Below are 17,691 nucleotides of genomic sequence, written 5' to 3'. Positions count from 1 at the left end.
GTGGTTTCCTCCCCTACCAGGTGATGACCGGACGGATCACGGTCTGAACTTGAGAACGGTTGATGGGGCCGAAGTAGCGCCCGTCGAAAGACGTGTCGCTCACGTCCGACATAAGCAGCAGCTCGGCGCTGCCCAGCGTGTAGGTGCTGGCCTGGAAGCGCGGCAGGGGCCGCCCGGACTTGTCGGCCTGGATCGGCTTGCTGTGGGCCAGCAGCTCGCCATTCACACGCACGCCGTCATCGGCCACCGATACGGCATCGTCTTTAGCGGCTAAAACGCGCTTCATCATGTAGCCGTAGTCGCCAGGGCAGAACCCGGCCCCGATGTAGCCCCTTTCCTTGGCGTCATCGAACACGCCGACCTTCGGCGGGCACCAAAGCACGTAAGCGCCCTTCTCCACCGGCGCGCTGCTCGTCCAGTACAGGCCGACCGGAATGCTCTTGGTGGTGTTGATGCGGGCACCGGCGGCATAGCCGCCAGCGGCCAGCACCAGGGCGGCCACGCCGGCGATGGCAACGCCGGTCGTGATGCGTTTCAGGATGCGGCTCATATCGTGATGCCCTCCCCTGCCTCGACAACCTGACGCAGCCGGTCGGTGGCCTTCGGCGCGGGGATCGCGGCCCGCGCCTGAAACACCGGGTCTTTGAAGTACAGCGGCTGCTTGCCGTAGATGGCCGGGTAGCCGGCGACGTAGATCACCATGTCGCCGGCTTCCTCGATCTCGCCCTTGTCGTTCTTCTTTGGCCCCGGCATCCGCAGGCACTCATCGGGCGTCAGCAAGGGGCGCTGCACTTCCTGGTAGGTGCGCGACACCTGGCCCAGCATGGCCGCCGTGCGGCGGCCGCTGGTCGTGATCTGCTCCTTCACCACGGTGGTCTGCCCGGTCAGTCGGGACAGGTGTTCGGCTGTCTCGACGCGGTTGGGCGGGTAGGCGTTCTGCACGTGGCAGTTCGACGTGATGCTTTCGTCGTGGCCGTAGCCCGTCTCGCGGCTGCGGAGCTGGTTAATGTCCTGGCAAATCAGGTAGCACTTGATGCCGTAGCCGGCGACGAAGGCCAGCGACTCTTGCATGATCTCCAGCTTCCCGAGGCTCGGGAACTCGTCCAGCATCATCAGCAGGCGGTGCTTGTAGTGGGCCACCGGCCGGCCGTTCTCGAAGTCCATCTTGTCGGCCAGCAGGCGCACGATCATGTTCACCATGACGCGCACCAGCGGCCGCAGGCGGGCCTTGTCGTTGGGCTGGGTGACGATGTACAGGCTCACCGGGTCGTCGGAGTGCATCAGGTCTTTGATGCGGAAGTCCGACCGGCTCACGTTGCGCGCCACCACGGGATCGCGGTACAGGGCCAGATAGGATTTGGCCGTGGACAGCACCGATCCCGCTTCCTCTTCGGGCCGATCCATCATGTCGCGGGCCGCCGATCCGATGGCGTGGTGGTTCTGACCGTCCACGTGCCCGTAGGTGGTCATTTCCATCCATAGCTCGCCAATGTCCCGGTTCGGGTCGGCCAGCATGGCATCGACCGATGGCAGCGTGGCCGTGCCGCCCTCGTTCCTGGCCTTGTAGAGCGCGTGCAGGATGACGCCGACCAGGAGCGCGAAGGCGGTCTTTTGCCAGTGCGAATCCAGGCCCTTGCCGTCCGGGTCAACTATCAGAGTTGCTAGGTTCTGCACGTCGCCGACTTCGGCCTCGGTGCCGACGCGGATTTCATCCAGCGGGTTCCAGCACACGCCGCCCGAGCTGCTGGCCGGCTCGAAGCGCAGCACCTTGTTCTTGGCGTGCTTCTGTCCGTGTCGTTATGAACGGCACTGACGCGCTGATGCTCGGCGAAGCCAAGCCCAGCGCAGATTCGTTCCTCTATCGCCCGCAAGGTGTCGGCGCTGGGCTGCTCGCCAGCCCGGAAGCTGACGATCAGGTGATAGGTCTTGTCGCCCTTGGCCCGCGTGTTCGTGTGCTGGGTCGCCAGAACCTCCGTGATGGCGTCCTGTACCGACATGGCATCGCAGTTCGTGATCTGCACCTGGCCCAGCCGGTGATCCTTGCTCTGCGCGTCGGTGACGTAGTTCACCAGGCCGGCGAAGTCGGACTTGCCCAGCGAGCGCATGGGTACGTGCTTGACGATCATCGGCCGGCCTCCGGCGTTTTAGCCGCTAAAACGCTCAAGGCTCGGCCCTCGGCTGCACCACGGACTTCATGAGGCGGCTCATTTCGTCCTGGGTGGCTTCAATCCGGCCCAGCAGGGCAAGGATCGTCGCGTCGCCGAAGCGAGCCGTGCGCGGGTCGTCGGTCAGCCATAGCTTGAGCAAGCCGCCCAGCCGGCCAAGGTCGCCATTCACGCGCACCAGCTCGCGCACGTATTCGTAATCCATGACGCCCTTGATCTGGTAGCCCTGGCCCACGTCGCGCAGGTAGCGCGCCACGCTGACCCCGGCCCTCTTGGCGTTCGCCTCGATCAGTTCCTTCTCTTCGGGGAACACCGGCACCCGCAGGTGCTGCCGCCGCTTCGCTGTCGGCTGTTCGTCGGCTTCCATGTCGTCACCCCTTGAGCGCGTGCGCCGTGTGCCGCGCGTAGGTCGCCACGGCTCGCCAGTAGGCGGCCATCGGCCCCTTGCGGCGTGCCCATGCCTTCTCGGCTTCGTCGTTGGCCTGCGTGCGCAGCTCGCGCAGCACGCGGGCGAGGCGCTGCCGGTCGGCCACCGGCAGCGCCTGGAGTTCGCGGCCTGCTGGAAGCTCCAGCAGCGGATTGATGTAGCCCATGTCGTTCGTCTCTCGTTTCTTGCCGGCGGTAGCCGGCCGCCTCGCAGAGCAGGATGCCCGTTGAGTGCCGCAGGCGCGAATAAGGGACAGCGAAGATAGATAACCGGCTCGCCGGTTAGCTAACTTCGCCTATCCTGCCCGCCTTACGGCGTTGATAACACCAAGGAAAGTCTATACCGAAACCTTCGCATCTGTCTGCATTCAGCGCGAAAAGATGGCGGATATATCGAATGAAGGCGTACAATGCCTGGAAAGCGCGCTAGATGCAGCGGTGTCAGGCTGCTATCCACGCGCTTTACATAGACTTTCCACGGGTCGATACATGAAAATGACGGCTATTTACAAACCACGGAAGCGAGGCGATGGCAGAAAGCAGCTACCCCGACGAGCTGGCCGCGTGGATCGAGAAACGAGCGGCCAAGAAGCGCCGACAGGACGCGGCCGCAGTCGCGTTCCTGGCGGTGCGTGGGGATGTGAAGGCCGCGATGGACTCGGGCTATGCGGTGACGACGATCTACGAGCACATGCGCGAAACCGGCCGGGTGAAGTGCAGCTACGAGACGTTCCGCAAGCACGTCCAGCGGTTCATCAAGGCGGCCCCAGCAGCACCCGCGCCGGTGCCCCCCACGGCGGCCGACCAGGCCAAGGGGGGAAAGCCGGCGCAACAGGAAGGGGGGTCGAAGGCGAAGAAGCCGAAGGCACCCGAGCCGAAGAAACCCGAGCCGGCAGGGATCGCCGGCTTCAACTTCAACCCGAAACCGAATAAAGAGGATTTACTGTAATGGCGAAAATTCACATGGTCTTGCAGGGCAAGGGCGGCGTCGGCAAGTCGATGATCGCGGCCACCATTGCGCAGTACAAGGCGAGCAAAGGGCAGACGCCGCTTTGCATCGACACCGATCCGGTCAACAGCACCTTCGAGGGGTACAAGGCCCTGAACGTGCAGCGTCTGAACATCATGGACGGCGACGAGATCAACACCCGGAACTTCGATGCCCTGGTGGAGCAAATCGCCTCGACCAAGGGCGACGTCATCATCGACAACGGGGCCAGCTCGTTTGTGCCGCTGTCCAGCTACTTGATCGGGAACCAGGTGCCGGCGCTGCTCCAGGACATGGGGCACGAACTTGTGGTGCATACGGTCGTCACCGGCGGGCAAGCCTTCCTCGACACCCTGAACGGCTTTAGCACGCTCGCCAGGCAGTTCCCGGCCGAATGCGTGTTCGTGGTCTGGCTGAACCCGTACTGGGGGCCTATCGAGCACGAAGGCAAGGGCTTCGAGAAGATGAAGGCGTACACCGACAACAAGGCGCGCGTGTCGGCCATCATCCAGATTCCGGCGCTCAAGGAAGAAACCTACGGCCGCGACTTCTCGGAAATGCTCCAGGATCGCCGGACGTTCGATGAGGCCCTGGCCGATTCGGCGCTCACGATCATGACGCGGCAGCGGCTCAAGATCGTGAAGTCGCAGCTCTTCCAGCAGCTCGACAACGCGGCGGTGCTCTGATGGCGAGCGACGACAAGATCGAAGAGCTGATACGGGAAATCGCGGTCAAGCACGGCATCGCCGTGGGCCGCGATGACCCGATCTTGATTCTCCAGACGATCAACACCCGCTTGATGCAGGACAGCCAGGCCGCGCAGCAAGAAATCCTGGATCGCTTCAAGGAAGAGCTGGAAGCCATCGCACACCGCTGGGGAGATGACGCCAAGGGGAAGGCCGAAAGGACGCTCAACGCGGCCCTGACGGCCTCCAAAGAGGCAATGGCGAAGGGGATGCAGGACGGCGGCAAGGCGGCGGCCGAGGCCGTGCGCCGCGAGTTGGAAGCGGCAGCCGTCCAGTTCGCGGCCCCGGTGCGCGAGGCGCGGCGGGTCGCGTACATGAACATCGTCGCCGCCGGCATGGCCGTTTTCGCGGCGGCCTTGGCGCTGTGGGCATCGCTGTAAATGGCGATGCGGGATCTCATCGTCAGAAATGGCGATGGTCGACCGCGCCGGCGGCATCGCCGGAACTGGCGAGGCTGGCCAGCCCCTTGCATCGTCGGGAATGACGATGCTGCAGGATGCCCGCCGTCGGCGGGCCTGCATCGTCGGAAACGGCGAGGCTCGAGAAAGAAGCCCGGCAGTTGCCGGGCTTTCGCTTTAGACGGGCCGGGTGAGGCCCAAGCTCTGCGACCGGCCTGGTCGCTGCTCCAGGGCCTGCGCCTGCTTGCGCTCCTGTTCCTCGCGGCGTTGCAGCGCCTGGTGCCGGCGTGCCGCCTCGCGCATGGCATCCCAATCGGATGCCAGCTCGGGGTTCTCGGCGCGCATCTTCCGGGTCGCCAGCTCTTCGACTTTCGGCGAGTGCAGGCCCATCCCTTCCTTGATCTCGCGGACGGCCTCCAGGCGAACGTGCAGGGACTGCAAGCGCGCCTGCTGCTGCATCTGCTGGTTCTGCCAGGCGCGTTTCGCGCCCGGCCGGGACAGTAGGCCCGGCTGGTTGGCCTGGGTCTGCTGCAAGCGCGCTTGCTGCCGGTCGATCAGGTTTTCAAGGCGATCCTCGATGCGCTCCACCTGGTCGTGCTTGGCCTGAACGTACAGGGCAAGGGCTTCCTGGTAGGTCTGGTCGAGCGGCGCGGCCTCTAAGGCCGCCTGCTGCTCGGCCTCGGTGGCCTCGGCAGCAGCCAGCAGGCCGTCGCCGGTGGCGTCGGTTCTGCTGGTCGTGCTGGTCGTGAAGCCGGCGGATGCCGGCTGAATGCGGCGGGCGTCTGCCCGGCCGGCGGTGGGTGTGAGTCGTCTCAAGGCGTGGCCCTCCTTTTAGCCGCTAAAAGCTATCGGGATCGGCCTCGCGTGAGTTTCGGGGCCTCGGCGGCAACTACTGCTTTGCCTTGTGCGCTGTAGCTGATGCTCTTCGCACTCCCGATTTCAGGTACTTTATCGAAATCTGACCGGGCGTGCATGACAAAGTTCTTGCCGATCTGCTGGAACACCTGATTGTTGTCGGCATGAACGATCACGCCATCATGAGTCTGCTTCTTGTCGGCCTGCTGGGCCATGTATAGGTTGTAGATGCCAGGCTTTAACGCGCCCGCCTTATCAACCTTCTGATTGGCCCAAGCCCCTTCTTGCTCGGTCTGAACGATCCGCTGTCCGTTCATGACCAAGAGGCGTTGTTTCATAGGGCGCTCCTATCGTTAGTGTTTCGCAAAATGTTGGAATCCCTCCTTTGGCCTTCTAGGTGTTCCGTCTCCGGCAATAAAAAAGCCGACCTCGGCACGCGAGGCCGACTCGTCCTTGGGGCCGGGGAGATACGACTAAAGCTACATTTTATTGAAAATCTGCATAGCCGTCAGGCGTTTCTCGTGCTATCGCCCTTGCCCTTGCCCTTCCCGGCGGCCATGACGGTCTCCAGGGCCTCCAGGCGACCCCGCAGAGTAGCCGCTTCCTCGCGGGCTTGGCTGACCTCCTTGCGCGCCGCATCGCGCTCGGCCTGAGTAGCCGTCAGTCGCTCGGCCTGGCGGTGCGCCTCGGCCGCGATCTGCTTGCGCTGCTCCTGGTGCGCCTGGTCGGCGGCGTCGGCCTTGGCCTGCACCTTCGCCAGCTCGCCGCGCACCTGGTCAAGCTGACCGGCCAGCGCCTGGGCGGCCTTCTGCTGCTCGGTCGCTGCCTGGTTCGCACGCTCCAGGTCGGCCCGCAGCTCGCCGGCGCGGCGCTCGACCTCGGTTGCCTTGCTGTTCGCGGCCGCCAGCTCGGCCCGCAGGGCCTCCACCTGGTCGGCGCTGGCCGCCGCTTTCTCCTGGGCCTTGTCGCGCTCGCTGCGCACCTGGCGCGCCTCCTGGTGGGCGTGATCCAGCTCCGTGCGCAGCTCGCCGGCGCGGGCCTCGGCCGTGGCCGCTTTCTCGCCGGCCGCTGCCAGCTTCTCGCGTAGCGCCTCGGCCTCGGCCTTGGCGGTGGCTTCTGCGGCCTCCAGCGCCGCGATACGACCCTTGGCCTCGTCCAGCTCGACGGTGAGCTGGTCGGCCAGCTCTGCGGCCTCCTGGCGCGCGGCCTCGGTTTCCTGGCGGACAGCTTCCAGCGCCTCGCGCTCGGCGGCCAGCCGGTTGTTCGCCATGTCCAGGGCCACGGCCCACAAGTCGCCGCCCAGCTCGGCCAGCTTCTCGGTGATCGAAGCCGGGGCCGGCTCGCGGATCGGGGCCGCCTGGCTGGCCTTGCGCGCCCGCCATTCGTTCATCGCCTCGGAAATGGTCGTGAAGCTCCCGCCGCCGAGCTGCTTGCGCACGCTCGCCAGGGTGGGGTTCTGGCCGGCGGCGTCCAGGTCGTCGGCGACCGCAAATATCTGCTCTTTCGTGATTGCCATGATTGGGCCTCCTTTTGGCCGGTGTTGTATGTTGTAGCGTGTAGCATACTACAACATACAACAAGGCGCAAGGGTTTAGCTGAACTTTTTTAGCGGCTAAAACGCGGCCGGCCCCGGCGCTGGGCACGCAGGCAAAAAAAGCCCCGCTCGATGGCGGGGCGCAGGGGTGTGGGGGGTCGGCGGGGTCTCGTGCAGGGGCGTCTAGCCCTCCAGCAGCGCGACAAGCTGCACGGTGCCAAGGTCGGCCTCGAACTCCTGGCCGTCATCCTCGTACTTGAGCCAGGCCCAGCCCTCGGCCGGCGGCCGGCGGTTGAGGATCAGGCGGGCAGGGCGGTCATCGTGCTTGACCTGGATGATCGCCTTCTTGAGCTTGTCCGGGTCGGGTTCCTTCGGCTCCTTCTTCTTGGCGTCATCATCCGGGCCTTGCCCGTCGCCGTCGCCCTCGGCCTCGCCGTCCGTCTTGCCGGTGAAGGCATCGACGGTGTTGGGGTCGCGCTCGCCGTCCTGGCTGCGCTTGTCCTCCAGGTACTCGCGCAGCATCTTGACCGATCCGCGCGTCAGCTCCTGGCTGTCGTCCTCCAGCCATACGCGCACTTCCTCGGGGTTCTTCTTGTACGCCGTGGCAAGCTCGTTGATAACGGTCACGTCCTTGCTGCGGCCAGCGTTGAACGCCCTGGCAATCGGCTCCGGCAAGTCCAGCAGCGTGACGTGCTGCGTGACGAATGCCGGCGACTTGCCGATCTCCTTGGCGATCTCCGACTTCTTCTTGCCCTTCGCCAGCTCGCGGCCGATGAAGTCCGCGATCTCGCGGGCCGTCAGCTCGTTGCGTTGCAGGTTCTCGATTACCTGGTCGGCCTCGTTGTAGTCGTTGTCGATGAAGGCCGGGATGCTGGTCTTTTCGGCCCACTTCGAGCCACGGTAGCGCCGTGCGCCGTGGTTGATGAGGTAGCGGCCCGGCGCGTCCGGGTTCTCGCGCACGCTGATGGGCGACTTCACGCCTCGGGCCTTGATCGTCTCGCCGATCTCGGCGATGGACTCCGGCGAGAAGCCGGGATTGTCGGCCGTGCGCGGCTGGTGTGGATCTTCGTCAATCAGGTCAAGCAGCAGCTCCTGGGGGCCGCCGCCAGGGGCCGCATTCGCGGCCTGTGGCTCGTCCAGCAGGCTCGACAGGTCGCCGAGGCCATCCAGGCCCAGCCCGCCGCCCTTGGGCTTCTCTGCGGCCGCTTGCGGGGCCTTCTTCGTGGCGTTGGTCTTTACGGCGCTGGTCATTGCGCGATCTCCATCTTCGTGTACACGTAATCCGCCAGGGCGCGCACTTCCTGCGTGGCCTTGCGCGCGGCGGTTTTCTTGATCTTCCACACCGGCATCTGCTCGCCCAGCGCCTCCGCGATGCTGTCTCGCGCGCCGACACTGAACGGCAAGATCAGTTGCGGGTATGCCTGCTGCAAGGTCGCCAGGTTGCTGACGTGGCGCGGCTTCCGCGCGTCCACCTTGTTGGGCACCATGCCGAGGAAGCGCAGCTTCGGGTTCTGCTTGCGCAGGTTGCCGATGACGGCAACCATCTTCTTCATGCCCTGCAAGCTATACGCCTCCATTTCGACCGGCGAAAGCATGTAGTCGGCGGCCAGCACGGCCGCCGTCATGGCAACGCCAAGGGAAGGGGCCGTGTCGATCAGGCACACGTCGAAGAACTCGCCCAGCGCCTCGATGCTGGCCCGCAGCGCGCCGGCGGCCTGGGCCAAGTCCATCTTGTCCAGGTTCGCCAGGCTGGCGTCGGCCGCGATCAGCGCCAGGCCGTCATCTTCCCGGCCAGCGAACCAGGCGCGCAGCTCGTCGCCGCCGGCGGTGAACATGCGACTGGCGGGATAGCCCGAGTCGTGGCCGGCCAGCGTCCAGCTCGCATTGCCCTGGGTGTCCAGGTCGATCACTGCAACCCGAAGGCCGCGCTCCTGGAAGTCGAATGCCAGGTGGCAGGTTGCGAACGTCTTGCCTTGGCCGCCTTTCTGAATTGCCGTGACCAGTGTTTTCATGAGTTGGGTTCCTGTTTCCTCTTTCCCTTGGCGTCGGCTTCCCAACGCTTGACGATGAACGCTTGATGCTCCGGCAGTACCGCCGTCACCCGCTCGAATCCCTCGGGGAGCACTCCCCCCGCTGCTGCCCACACGCGGCTGACCGCTTGCGACACCGCCCCCTTGGACAGCCCCAGCGAGGCCACAAACTCGGCCTGGGGCCTTCCCTCGACCAGCACGCCGCGCGCTATGTCGATGGTCTGCTGCCCGATCTCCAGGCCCTTGATCGCCGCCTGAAATTGGGCTTCGGTTAGCCGTTTCTTCATGGAGAACACCCATATAAACTCCACACCCGGTTGTTGAACAAAAGGCGGTGCCAGCCGCCGACCATGTGCAGAAGTTTAGCTAAACTTGCCACCCGCGTCAAGCCTTTTAGCGGCTAAAAATGGGCGCATGATCTCCTTCCTTGGCGTTCAACCTGGCCGCGTCAGCGGCACTCAAGAAGAACGTCATCAGCGGGCCGACCGTGCGGCTCGAACCGCTGGCAAAGCACACGTCGAACTGTCCGCCGGACGTGTGCGGATCGACGCCTTCCACCAGCCGCCACGGGTCAAGACCCCATTCCTCGGATTGCGCGCTGTACCAGTAGGCCGGCGCATCGCCGTTCAAGTCGCTGGCCGCGTAGTCGTGCACCAGGACGGCCACCCGGCCGGTGTTCGGCTCCACGAACCCCGGCGGGTACGGCATGGTCTGCTTCTTCATGGTCAAAGCCCCTTCGGCTTGTAGATCGAAACGAAGTAGGTGATCGCGGTCAGTGCCGCGAAGTACGCCAGGAAAGACCAGCCGGCAGACACGCCGGGCGTGTTCCAGTGGTAGAGCATCCGCACGAACTGGAAGAAGGTGATGATCGACAGCACCCACTTGAGCACCGGCCAGACCAGGACGGTCGCCACCCATACGAACTTGACCAGACCGGCCAGCAGGCCAGCACCTGGGGCCTTCGCGGGGGCAGCAGGCGCGGCGGCAGGCTCCACCGGCGCGGGCGCGGCGGGCTGCTCGATCTCCTTGGGGAACTTGATGATGTTGGACATAGCTTGACCCTCCACGCGCTTACGTGTTGAATGCTGGGTGCTCCCACTCGGAAGCATGGTTACGGTGTGCCAGCACCAGGCCAAGCGCCCCGGATCACTCCGGGGCGTTCCTCCACCTGGGGCCGCCCTCGATCTTGCCTCGGCTCACGCAATACTCCTTCTTGGCGTCCTCGATAGGCCCGGCCGTTGCCGACCGGGCCATGTGCCCTTACCAGCCGGCCCGGCGCTTGGCCTGCTCGACGGCTTCCATCGACCAATGGCCCTTGGCCTGGCCCTCCAGGGAGCACCCGGCGAAGTACGCCTTGCCGCGCAGTTCCTCGGCTTTGCGCACCAGCTCGGCCGCCTCGGCCATCATGGCCGCGATCTCGTCACGGCGGGCCGGGAAGTCGGTCGCTGCCGCACCCTCCAGCTCATCAATCCAGGGCATGATCTTGTTGTCGCTCATCGGACTTCCTCCGGTATCGACCTGGGCGGTATGCCCGGCCTTCAAGTGCTATATTAGGGCAAAATGCCCTAGCCTGTCAAGCAATTTAGCTAAACTTTTTTCGCTTTACCGGAATCCGAAGGCTAAACTTTAGCCGCTAAAACCTTTCCCTTGGCGTCAATCCTCTTTCCAGATCAACCCAAGCCCGGCCATTTCGCATAGCAGCGCCCAATTGGCGTAAGAAATGGCGCTATCTTCCGAAAGCCACCGGCGCACGGTTCGGCCCCCTTTCTCGCCCAGCCCTAGCGCCTGTGCGGCCCTCGCACCCGTAAAGCCGGCCAGGCGCAGCACCTCGCGGACTTCCTCCCCGGTCGGCTGCGCCCAGCGTTCGGCCGGCTTCAAGCACTCCAGCCGGATATTGGCGTCGTTCGTCATTTGTTCGTTCTCCTGGTCAAGTGATAAGCCGCAACTGGTCGAAGCCGTAGATCGACTGGATGCAGCTCGGGTCTGAATCGACCACGCGCCGGCCGGCGCGATTGGTCTTGTACGTGATCGGCCTGTCGTCGTGCGCCCACACCTGGCGGGTGTCGGGATGCACCTTCACGATGATGATGCGCTTGCCGATGTAGCGGTTGAAAACCGGGTGATGGACGCTCACGATCTCGCACCGCTGGCCGGCCTTGAACTCCACCAGGTCGGCAGGGCCTCCATCGTCATTCCTGGCGATGCTGCAGCTCTCCGCGCCGCTGCTCGGCATCGTCGCTTCCGGCGATACAGGCCCGCCCTCGGCCGGCGCGGCATCGTCGGCTTTGACGGTGCTGCAGGTCATCGTCGGTTCTGGCGATGCGGGATCTCGCTCTGTGCCTGCGCCCTTTCCCTTGGCGTTCAACCCGGCGGCCCTGGCCGCCTTGATCTTGGTCGCCGCCTCGGCCGCCCAGCGCCTGGCGATGAAGGCCCGATGCGAGGGCAACACCACATCGACCAGGACGAACCCCGGCGGCACCAGGACGGTAGCCGGCTCGCGCCGCGCCGGCGGCTCCAGGCCGGCCAGCCAGGCGGGCAGGGGAGCATCGGCCAGGCGGTCGCGGTAGCTGGCCTCGACCATCACCGGGCGCTTCTTCTCGGCCCGCTGCGCGGCCAGGATGCCGCGCGCAACCTCGTCCACCGTCATGCAGCCCCGCGCCGTGTCGAAGTGCGAGCGGTAGCCCGTTTCGGAGATAAACGGCCTGTCCAGGTCGATGACGTGGAACTGAAAGTGGGCACCCAGCGGCCCGCCGTAGCCGGCCTCGTACTCCACCAGGGCGCGCATGTCGCCATCCGCGACCAGGAACTGGCCGCGCTGGCCCCACAAGGGCACGTCGCCAGGCACCGCCGCGCAATGGCGCTCGATGACCTGGCCGGGCGCGTCGTGGTCGGCCATGCTGCCCACGTGCGTTCCGCCGTTCATCTTCCAGATGACGGCCTCGTATCGGTCGCTGGCCGCCGTGGCGGCCGCACCGTCGCCGCGCATGATCGCCGCGTCGATCTCCACCACGGCCGCCACGGCGGCGGCCAGCAGCTCGTTGCGGTCGGTGGGTAGCTCGGCCAGCAGCTCGGCCGCCGGCGCGTTCCAGTCCTGGCCCGGCTGGGCCGGCGTCTTGCGTTTCTTCGCCATCGGCCGGCCCCTCAAATGTCAACACGCCGCCACGCGATCACGTCGCGGGCTTCGTAGCCGTGGCGCTTGCAGTCGTCGCAGAATCCCGAGCTGAACCCCTTGTAGTCCGTGCCGATCCACGCGGCCGGCTTGCCGCATTCGTGGCCGTAGGTGCCCGGCTCGGCGTTGTGGCACTTGCCATCCGTCGCGTAGCTGTTCGTCGGGGCCTGGTGAGCGTTGTTCCTGGTCATGATCGCCTCCTGGAAGCCCCGGCCGAAGCCGGGGCCGCCCCTCATCAGTCAATAGCCCGGCGGATTGCGCCGCTTTCGGGGTGAGTCGTGGCGAACTCGACCAGCTTGTAATACTGCTCGATCAGGTGGTCTTGGGCCTCGCCCTTGGCCTCGTGCGTGAGTTGGTTCAGCGCGAAAAGGCTGGCGACGATGCCGGCGGCGTCGGCGGACAGGTTGCCCTCGAAGCCGTTACCATCGACCAGCACCGCCAGGCGCGAGTCGCCCATTTCCGGGGCCATGTAGTGGCCGCCGTTGGAAAGGCTGTAGTAGTGCCAGAAGCCGCCGCTGTAGTCCTTGGACAGTCGGCGCATCCAGCCGTACACCAGCGACTCGCCGCGCATGAAGTAGCGGCCGAACGTCGCCGGCAGGTAGTTCATGCGCTTGGCATCGGGGATCAGGGTAGCCGTGATGGCCTCGGGGACGGGTTGCATGCTCATCGGACTTTCTCCGGTATCGACCTGGGCGAAATGCCCGGCCTTCAAGAGCTATATTAGGGCAAAATGCCCTAATCGTCAAGCACTTTAGCTAAACTTTTTAGCCGCTAAACCTTGTCCTTTCCCTTGGCGTGCATTACAATGTAATTCACGAAACCAACCGGAGAACGATCATGGCTGCAAACCAGCTCGTGCAAACGCGCATCGACGGCGCGATCAAGGAAGAAGCGGCGGCCGTCCTGGCCGCGATGGGCCTTACCGTGTCCGACGCGGTGCGGCTGCTGCTCACGAAGGTGGCCCAGGACAAGGCGCTGCCCTTCGAGCCGCTGATTCCGAACGCCACCACCATCGAGGCGATGAAGGAAGCCCGCAAGGGCAAGCTGCCGCGCTTCGCCACCGTCAACGATCTGATGGCCGATCTGCATGCGGCAGATTGAGCGCACCGGCCAGTTCAAGCGCGACTACAAGCGCGAGGCGAAAGGGCAGCACCGGGCAACGCTCGATGCCGACCTGGTGCCCGTCCTGGTCGCCCTCGCCGGCGACCAGCCGCTGGAACCTCGGCACCGCGACCACGCGCTGACCGGGGACTGGAAGGATCACCGGGATTGCCACGTCAAGCCCGACCTGGTGCTGATCTACCAGAAGCCCGACGCCGACACGTTGCGCCTGGTGCGCCTCGGCTCTCACTCCGAACTCGGCTTGTGATCGGCGCGGGCCTGGCCCCGCGTCTCACGTTTCTTTGACACTTGAGGGGCGTTCCCGCTCCACCGGCCAGCCCGACCGACCCCCTTCCTTGGCGTAAAACCTGCGGCGGTGGAGTTGCCGCGGTGCTTGAGGGTCACGCAGGCAGTCGAACTGGCGCGGCCTAGTTGGGGAGTGTGAGGGGGCTTTGCCCCCTCGCAAGCTCTCGAACTTACTGCCTTTCGCCAGGCGCTTGCGCCTGGCTCTCCTAAGCCGCAGCGCCGAAGGCGCTCCATTCGTGGGGTGAGGCCGCTTGCGGCCGAGGGGCGCAGCCCCTGGGGGGATGGGAGGCCGCTTGCGGCCGGGTGGGATCGAGAAGGGGGGGCACCCCCCTTCGGCGGCCGGTCATGCTGCGCGCCCGCTTGGGCCGTATTGCCGTTTTTTTCGCCAGCCTCTGGTTATTCCTATCGGTTTATATAAAAAGGTTATAAAAGCGGTTAAAACTCCGGTTAGCATCACCGAAAAACGCGCGTAAACCGTTGTCACGCCAAGGAAAAGGGCGAAGGGGCCGCCCCTCAAGTGTCAATGGATAAGCCCCCCATGTGTCAATAGGCTGCCCCTCAAGTGTCAAGAAAAGCGCCCCTCAAGTGTCAATAGGGCCGCCCCTCAAGTGTCAATACCGGGGCAGGGTTCCTAACAGGCTTATCCACAACTTCGGTGGATAAGTCGCGCCGGATCAAGCACTTGGGCCGCCTCGGCGGCCACCTGGACGGCTCGGCCAGGTCGAAATCGACCGCCGCCCCCCAAGTGTCAGCATCGCGCCGGCCGTGCTGCCCCTCAAGTGTCAACGTCAGGGCTGCGCCGGCCGGAGCCGGCCGACTTGTCTCGGAACTGTCCACAACGGCCGCGCCGGTGGGGCAGGGCAGGGAAGGCCCCGGAAACGGGGTCTCCTCGTTTTCAGTGCAATAAGTGACGGTACGAAAAGCTAGCACTGGCGCGGAGGTGGTGTTGGTAGATCGTTGATTTCATTGACTTTCCTGTTCACTTTCAAATCTGCGATTCGTGGCGTCAAACCGTGGTCGGTTTCATCCATTGGTGCCAGTTATCGATGCATTTGGCCGCGAAGGCAGGATTTGGTCAGCATAGCGGTCAACCGGGAAGCGAAACACACCCCGCAAGTTGATGCTCTCCAGCCTGGTGGGCGCAATCTTCCCGATCAGTTCCGGTGGAATGACCTGGCGGCGGTTCGACCAGCGATCCAGGACCGCCTGCATCTGTGAGGTATTCCACGCCATCACGATGTTGGCCATCAGGCTCAACGCATCGGCCACAGCCTGCATTTCATCGACACGTTTGGCCTGCGCCGGGCTGATCCGGCCGGTATAAATGGCGCGCTTGAGGGCGTTAACAGCCTCGCCCCGATTGAGCACCCGGCGCAACTCGTTCCTGAAAGCGTCCTTGACAAAGTAGTCAGCCAAAAACGCCGTACGCAGCAACCGCCCCAATTGCACGCCAGCCTCATAGATTGGATCGCCCTGGGCGGCAGAACCGAACCGCGCAAGAGCTGCCACCGCACTGGCATGTCCGCTCATGACCGAGGCTGCCAGGTGCACCAGACTATCCCAATGCTTTTCGATCAAAGCGACGTCGACATTGGCTTCGCACACCGCAGCGATTTCTGCGGGCACTTTGGTGCCGCGTGGCACAAAGAGGTGGCGCTGTTTGAGTTCCTTCAACCGCGGGCAAAGATCAAAACCAAGCAAACGGGCATGTGACATGGCAAAGTCGGTGTAGCCATGGGTATCCACAGCAAGCTGGCTGGTCTCCAGCTTTTCTTGGCGGATGACACCTTCAATGGCCACGCCCGCCTGGCGCTCATTGAGCACAAAGGGCTGCGCATGGAAGATGCCCCACCGGTCTTTTACATGGGAGTAGATTCCAATGGAAGGTGTGTTGCGCCGAGGATCAAGCCGGGCTTGCCACACCCGTTTGGTGGTCTCCATGGTCATCATGTCAGAAGATGCCAAATCGGACCGCCCCCAGGTGGCGGCAATCGGGTGTCGCTGCATGAATTCCAGCACAGCCTGGCAGGCCTGGCTCAGACGCCGTTCGTCCCGCGCCCAGCGCATGGCCTGGCGAATGCTGGTGGCAGACAATTGCGGAATCATGCGCGCGCATTCGACCGCAGTCAGACTGGTGCCGTGGGCCATGATGCCGGCATAGACCATCAGCAGCTCGTCGGTAGAGCGCGGCTCACGTCCGAGCATGATCCAGCTAAAGCGCACCTGGGCGTCAACGGCCAGAATCACTTCCGGCAATTGAACCTCACCGATGCGGTGATCCAAAGCCGCGCGCAGCTTGGTCACTTCTGGGTCTTCGTCCTCTGCGGGCAATGGCGACAAATGGAGTTCATCATCCACGCGCAGTACGCCACTGCGGGCTGCAGCGGCCACCGCATCGACACCGGCAGTTACTCTGGCCAGCAAAGGCTTCAAGAAAGTGGCAGCCTTGCTGGGTAACGATAGACGGGCATAGTGTTTCTTGGACTCTGCCTGCCAACGCTCGTCCGTGAAGAACAAGCGCGCACGACCCCGAAAGCTCAGGCTGTGCTCAATCCAGACCGAGCCATTGCGCACCGCGCGGCGCAGGGCAAACAGGGTGGCCACCTCCAACGCCTGAAACGCCCGTTCCCGGTCTGGGCTGGAGATCGAAACCTGCCAGATCATTCCCAGACTTGGTGCCACCACTTCAACTGGCAGCTTTCTGGATCCTTTGAGATATAAAGCTTGCAGCTTGGCAAGGTACTCGATGGCAGGATGCTCGCCGGTGGCCTGCCAGGGCAGCTTTGCAATGGCGACGAGCAACGACCGCACGGGGCGAATTCCATCAATCAATCCCTCGCGGACCAGGGAGGCCCTGCTCGGTGGTTTGCGTTTCTGGGTTTCGGTGATCAAGGCTTCAAGACGGGCACGCAACTCAGCATCTGGCACCGCACCTTGCGCGCTCAAGGCAACAAGTTCGCCGAGCAGCGTTTTGTACATTGCGGCCCAATTGACGGTAGCGGGGACATCGGCGGCAGCCTGACGCCACAGATCGGCGATCCGGCGCTGCACCATAAGGATCAACTGGTCTGTGGTGGTGAACAGGCAATACCGAAGAAAGCATGCGACCTCCACGGTGCGCGCTGGCTCTTTGATCTTGGCTCCGGCTGAGGGCGGCCTGGAGACAAGTCGGCGCGCGTAGCGGCGCAAGATGAGATCGGGGATGTCTGCCAGGTGCTTATGAACGTCCAGCGTGTAAAGCAGGTCGATGCGCTCCAGTACCTCGCTGATTTGGCGGGTTGAGTGTTTCGCCGGTGCAGCCCATAGCCAACTCTGCTGGGTTTGTCCATCTGGGCGCAGCTCTGAAACTGAGGCTCGCCAGCGATCAAGTGTTGCTGGATCAACGCTGGCGGCGATGGCGGTGCCTGTTTCAACTTCAAGCTGGGCAAGTGCCGCCGCAATCAGTGTCCGAATTGCCCGCTCGTGCACGATCACCAGCTTGTTCTTGTACAGCCATTGACGCGCCCGCACGAGTACTGGAATTACCCGAAAGGCACCGAGCAAACGCCCACTCATGCGCAGGAAACCAATATGGAGCGCCAGACCAAGCTTGTGGGAATCACCTCGGCGTGCATTGATTGCGTCGCGCTCGGCACCATCGAAGGTGAAAAATGCCTTCATCTCGAAGTCGCTGATATCGCGGGGGAGCCCACGCATCCCCAAAAACGTTGTGTGCCAACCCTGCATCGTGAACCTCAAAAGTGGGAGGCCACCATACCCGTTTACAAAGCGAACAGGAAAGTCAATGAAATCAACGGTCTACCCAGACCACCCCCGCGCCAGTGCTAGCTTTGCGTACCGTCACTTATTGCACTGAAAACGAGGAGACCCCGATCCTGAAGATTGCTTGCGCCTTGAACTTGGAGGAGTCGACGAGGACATTGACGGACTGGGCCGCGTCCACGAAGGCTCGATTCATCGCTGACTCCTCGGG

22 protein-coding genes and 2 pseudogenes are annotated in these 17,691 nt (G+C 64.0%); 5 read left to right on the top strand and 19 right to left on the bottom strand.

The window, feature by feature from the left end; genetic code table 11:
• Positions 1-13 precede the first annotated feature (13 nt).
• The 5 genes and pseudogenes from traF to AC23D4_RS22725 form a co-directional block, all read right to left on the bottom strand.
• Positions 14-550, bottom strand: a complete 537-nt coding sequence (gene traF, locus AC23D4_RS22745; protein ID WP_011304092.1) for a conjugative transfer signal peptidase TraF — start codon at positions 548-550, stop codon at positions 14-16.
• Positions 547-1,788, bottom strand: a pseudogene (locus AC23D4_RS22740) (type IV secretory system conjugative DNA transfer family protein); the annotation flags it as partial. The pseudogene AC23D4_RS22740 and the gene traF, both read right to left, overlap by 4 nt.
• Positions 1,788-2,126: pseudogene (locus tag AC23D4_RS22735) on the bottom strand (relaxase/mobilization nuclease domain-containing protein); the annotation flags it as partial. The pseudogenes AC23D4_RS22735 and AC23D4_RS22740, both read right to left, overlap by 1 nt.
• Positions 2,127-2,160: 34 nt before the next feature.
• The gene (traJ, locus tag AC23D4_RS22730) at positions 2,161-2,532 is read right to left on the bottom strand and encodes a conjugal transfer transcriptional regulator TraJ (protein WP_011013290.1); all 372 of its coding nucleotides are present in this window, start codon (positions 2,530-2,532) and stop codon (positions 2,161-2,163) included.
• Between the two features lie 4 nt (positions 2,533-2,536).
• Positions 2,537-2,758, bottom strand: coding sequence for a hypothetical protein (locus tag AC23D4_RS22725; protein WP_011798730.1), 222 nt, complete (start codon positions 2,756-2,758; stop codon positions 2,537-2,539).
• A gap of 362 nt (positions 2,759-3,120) precedes the next feature.
• Here AC23D4_RS22725 and AC23D4_RS22720 point away from each other — a divergent pair, with 362 nt between their 5' ends.
• The 3 genes from AC23D4_RS22720 to AC23D4_RS22710 are packed head-to-tail and all read left to right on the top strand — an operon-like array spanning position 3,121 to position 4,705.
• Positions 3,121-3,540: a TraK family protein gene (locus tag AC23D4_RS22720; protein ID WP_011798729.1), complete on the top strand. Its 420-nt coding sequence runs from the start codon at positions 3,121-3,123 to the stop codon at positions 3,538-3,540.
• A complete protein-coding gene (locus tag AC23D4_RS22715) occupies positions 3,540-4,265 on the top strand; it encodes a nucleotide-binding protein (protein WP_011304098.1) in 726 nt (241 codons plus the stop codon). Before AC23D4_RS22720 ends, AC23D4_RS22715 begins: the two co-directional genes overlap by 1 nt.
• Positions 4,265-4,705 (top strand): conjugal transfer protein TraM, encoded by a 441-nt coding sequence (locus AC23D4_RS22710; protein ID WP_011304099.1) that lies wholly within the window; start codon positions 4,265-4,267, stop codon positions 4,703-4,705. The genes AC23D4_RS22715 and AC23D4_RS22710 overlap by 1 nt, the downstream gene beginning before the upstream one ends.
• A gap of 195 nt (positions 4,706-4,900) precedes the next feature.
• Here AC23D4_RS22710 and AC23D4_RS22705 read toward each other — a convergent pair whose 3' ends face one another.
• The 13 genes from AC23D4_RS22705 to AC23D4_RS22645 form a co-directional block, all read right to left on the bottom strand.
• On the bottom strand, positions 4,901-5,539 hold the full coding sequence (locus AC23D4_RS22705) for an IncP plasmid survival protein KfrC family protein (RefSeq protein ID WP_011798728.1): 639 nt from the start codon (positions 5,537-5,539) through the stop codon (positions 4,901-4,903).
• 29 nt (positions 5,540-5,568) lie between these two features.
• Entirely contained in the window at positions 5,569-5,916 is a 348-nt protein-coding gene (gene kfrB / locus AC23D4_RS22700; RefSeq protein ID WP_011798727.1) for an IncP plasmid survival protein KfrB, read from the bottom strand.
• 170 nt (positions 5,917-6,086) lie between these two features.
• Positions 6,087-7,094, bottom strand: coding sequence for a DNA-binding protein (locus tag AC23D4_RS22695; RefSeq protein ID WP_011798726.1), 1,008 nt, complete (start codon positions 7,092-7,094; stop codon positions 6,087-6,089).
• A gap of 201 nt (positions 7,095-7,295) precedes the next feature.
• Positions 7,296-8,363 carry a transcriptional repressor gene korB gene (locus tag AC23D4_RS22690; protein ID WP_088138644.1) on the bottom strand — a complete coding sequence of 356 codons (1,068 nt, stop codon included), beginning with the start codon at positions 8,361-8,363 and terminating at the stop codon, positions 7,296-7,298.
• The gene (locus AC23D4_RS22685) at positions 8,360-9,124 is read right to left on the bottom strand and encodes a ParA family protein (protein ID WP_041836471.1); all 765 of its coding nucleotides are present in this window, start codon (positions 9,122-9,124) and stop codon (positions 8,360-8,362) included. The genes AC23D4_RS22690 and AC23D4_RS22685 overlap by 4 nt, the downstream gene beginning before the upstream one ends.
• Positions 9,121-9,429, bottom strand: a complete 309-nt coding sequence (locus AC23D4_RS22680; protein ID WP_041836477.1) for a transcriptional regulator KorA — start codon at positions 9,427-9,429, stop codon at positions 9,121-9,123. The genes AC23D4_RS22685 and AC23D4_RS22680 overlap by 4 nt, the downstream gene beginning before the upstream one ends.
• 106 nt (positions 9,430-9,535) lie before the next feature.
• Positions 9,536-9,865, bottom strand: a complete 330-nt coding sequence (locus AC23D4_RS22675; protein WP_011798723.1) for a DUF2761 domain-containing protein — start codon at positions 9,863-9,865, stop codon at positions 9,536-9,538.
• A gap of 2 nt (positions 9,866-9,867) precedes the next feature.
• Complete coding sequence (gene kleE / locus AC23D4_RS22670) at positions 9,868-10,194, bottom strand: KleE stable inheritance protein (protein WP_011798722.1); 327 nt, start codon at positions 10,192-10,194, stop codon at positions 9,868-9,870.
• Positions 10,195-10,402: 208 nt separating this feature from the next.
• Positions 10,403-10,639, bottom strand: a complete 237-nt coding sequence (kleA, locus tag AC23D4_RS22665) for a stable inheritance protein KleA (protein ID WP_011255200.1) — start codon at positions 10,637-10,639, stop codon at positions 10,403-10,405.
• 156 nt (positions 10,640-10,795) lie between these two features.
• The gene (locus tag AC23D4_RS22660; protein ID WP_011798721.1) at positions 10,796-11,053 is read right to left on the bottom strand and encodes a helix-turn-helix domain-containing protein; all 258 of its coding nucleotides are present in this window, start codon (positions 11,051-11,053) and stop codon (positions 10,796-10,798) included.
• 16 nt (positions 11,054-11,069) lie between these two features.
• Complete coding sequence (locus AC23D4_RS22655) at positions 11,070-12,272, bottom strand: hypothetical protein (RefSeq protein ID WP_011798720.1); 1,203 nt, start codon at positions 12,270-12,272, stop codon at positions 11,070-11,072.
• An 11-nt stretch (positions 12,273-12,283) separates the two neighbouring features.
• Entirely contained in the window at positions 12,284-12,502 is a 219-nt protein-coding gene (locus AC23D4_RS22650) for a hypothetical protein (RefSeq protein ID WP_011798719.1), read from the bottom strand.
• Positions 12,503-12,546: 44 nt separating this feature from the next.
• Positions 12,547-12,978 carry an antirestriction protein gene (locus AC23D4_RS22645; RefSeq protein ID WP_011304111.1) on the bottom strand — a complete coding sequence of 144 codons (432 nt, stop codon included), beginning with the start codon at positions 12,976-12,978 and terminating at the stop codon, positions 12,547-12,549.
• A gap of 170 nt (positions 12,979-13,148) precedes the next feature.
• On the opposite strand from AC23D4_RS22645, the gene AC23D4_RS22640 reads away from it, so the two are divergent.
• On the top strand, positions 13,149-13,412 hold the full coding sequence (locus AC23D4_RS22640; RefSeq protein ID WP_011114070.1) for a type II toxin-antitoxin system RelB/DinJ family antitoxin: 264 nt from the start codon (positions 13,149-13,151) through the stop codon (positions 13,410-13,412).
• The gene (locus AC23D4_RS22635; protein ID WP_011798718.1) at positions 13,399-13,680 is read left to right on the top strand and encodes a type II toxin-antitoxin system YafQ family toxin; all 282 of its coding nucleotides are present in this window, start codon (positions 13,399-13,401) and stop codon (positions 13,678-13,680) included. Before AC23D4_RS22640 ends, AC23D4_RS22635 begins: the two co-directional genes overlap by 14 nt.
• Positions 13,681-14,741: 1,061 nt before the next feature.
• Here AC23D4_RS22635 and AC23D4_RS22630 read toward each other — a convergent pair.
• On the bottom strand, positions 14,742-17,444 hold the full coding sequence (locus AC23D4_RS22630; protein WP_008344252.1) for a Tn3 family transposase: 2,703 nt from the start codon (positions 17,442-17,444) through the stop codon (positions 14,742-14,744).
• Between the last annotated feature and the right edge of the window lie 247 nt (positions 17,445-17,691).

The sequence above is a fragment of the Hydrogenophaga sp. L76 genome, from assembly GCF_057654755.1.
The sequence above is the reverse complement of the archived record's forward strand: the minus strand, read 5'-3'. Positions and strand labels throughout refer to the sequence as shown.

What these genes read in the sequence shown, in the direction of transcription:
- traF (WP_011304092.1), bottom strand. Translation starts at nt 550, where the DNA reads ATGAGCCGCATCCTGAAACGCATCACGACCGGCGTTGCCATCGCCGGC.
- traJ (WP_011013290.1), bottom strand. Translation starts at nt 2,532, where the DNA reads ATGGAAGCCGACGAACAGCCGACAGCGAAGCGGCGGCAGCACCTGCGG.
- AC23D4_RS22725 (WP_011798730.1), bottom strand. Translation starts at nt 2,758, where the DNA reads ATGGGCTACATCAATCCGCTGCTGGAGCTTCCAGCAGGCCGCGAACTC.
- AC23D4_RS22720 (WP_011798729.1), top strand. Translation starts at nt 3,121, where the DNA reads ATGGCAGAAAGCAGCTACCCCGACGAGCTGGCCGCGTGGATCGAGAAA.
- AC23D4_RS22715 (WP_011304098.1), top strand. Translation starts at nt 3,540, where the DNA reads ATGGCGAAAATTCACATGGTCTTGCAGGGCAAGGGCGGCGTCGGCAAG.
- AC23D4_RS22710 (WP_011304099.1), top strand. Translation starts at nt 4,265, where the DNA reads ATGGCGAGCGACGACAAGATCGAAGAGCTGATACGGGAAATCGCGGTC.
- kfrB (WP_011798727.1), bottom strand. Translation starts at nt 5,916, where the DNA reads ATGAAACAACGCCTCTTGGTCATGAACGGACAGCGGATCGTTCAGACC.
- AC23D4_RS22695 (WP_011798726.1), bottom strand. Translation starts at nt 7,094, where the DNA reads ATGGCAATCACGAAAGAGCAGATATTTGCGGTCGCCGACGACCTGGAC.
- AC23D4_RS22690 (WP_088138644.1), bottom strand. Translation starts at nt 8,363, where the DNA reads ATGACCAGCGCCGTAAAGACCAACGCCACGAAGAAGGCCCCGCAAGCG.
- AC23D4_RS22685 (WP_041836471.1), bottom strand. Translation starts at nt 9,124, where the DNA reads ATGAAAACACTGGTCACGGCAATTCAGAAAGGCGGCCAAGGCAAGACG.
- AC23D4_RS22680 (WP_041836477.1), bottom strand. Translation starts at nt 9,429, where the DNA reads ATGAAGAAACGGCTAACCGAAGCCCAATTTCAGGCGGCGATCAAGGGC.
- AC23D4_RS22675 (WP_011798723.1), bottom strand. Translation starts at nt 9,865, where the DNA reads ATGAAGAAGCAGACCATGCCGTACCCGCCGGGGTTCGTGGAGCCGAAC.
- kleE (WP_011798722.1), bottom strand. Translation starts at nt 10,194, where the DNA reads ATGTCCAACATCATCAAGTTCCCCAAGGAGATCGAGCAGCCCGCCGCG.
- kleA (WP_011255200.1), bottom strand. Translation starts at nt 10,639, where the DNA reads ATGAGCGACAACAAGATCATGCCCTGGATTGATGAGCTGGAGGGTGCG.
- AC23D4_RS22660 (WP_011798721.1), bottom strand. Translation starts at nt 11,053, where the DNA reads ATGACGAACGACGCCAATATCCGGCTGGAGTGCTTGAAGCCGGCCGAA.
- AC23D4_RS22655 (WP_011798720.1), bottom strand. Translation starts at nt 12,272, where the DNA reads ATGGCGAAGAAACGCAAGACGCCGGCCCAGCCGGGCCAGGACTGGAAC.
- AC23D4_RS22650 (WP_011798719.1), bottom strand. Translation starts at nt 12,502, where the DNA reads ATGACCAGGAACAACGCTCACCAGGCCCCGACGAACAGCTACGCGACG.
- AC23D4_RS22645 (WP_011304111.1), bottom strand. Translation starts at nt 12,978, where the DNA reads ATGAGCATGCAACCCGTCCCCGAGGCCATCACGGCTACCCTGATCCCC.
- AC23D4_RS22640 (WP_011114070.1), top strand. Translation starts at nt 13,149, where the DNA reads ATGGCTGCAAACCAGCTCGTGCAAACGCGCATCGACGGCGCGATCAAG.
- AC23D4_RS22635 (WP_011798718.1), top strand. Translation starts at nt 13,399, where the DNA reads ATGCGGCAGATTGAGCGCACCGGCCAGTTCAAGCGCGACTACAAGCGC.
- AC23D4_RS22630 (WP_008344252.1), bottom strand. Translation starts at nt 17,444, where the DNA reads ATGCAGGGTTGGCACACAACGTTTTTGGGGATGCGTGGGCTCCCCCGC.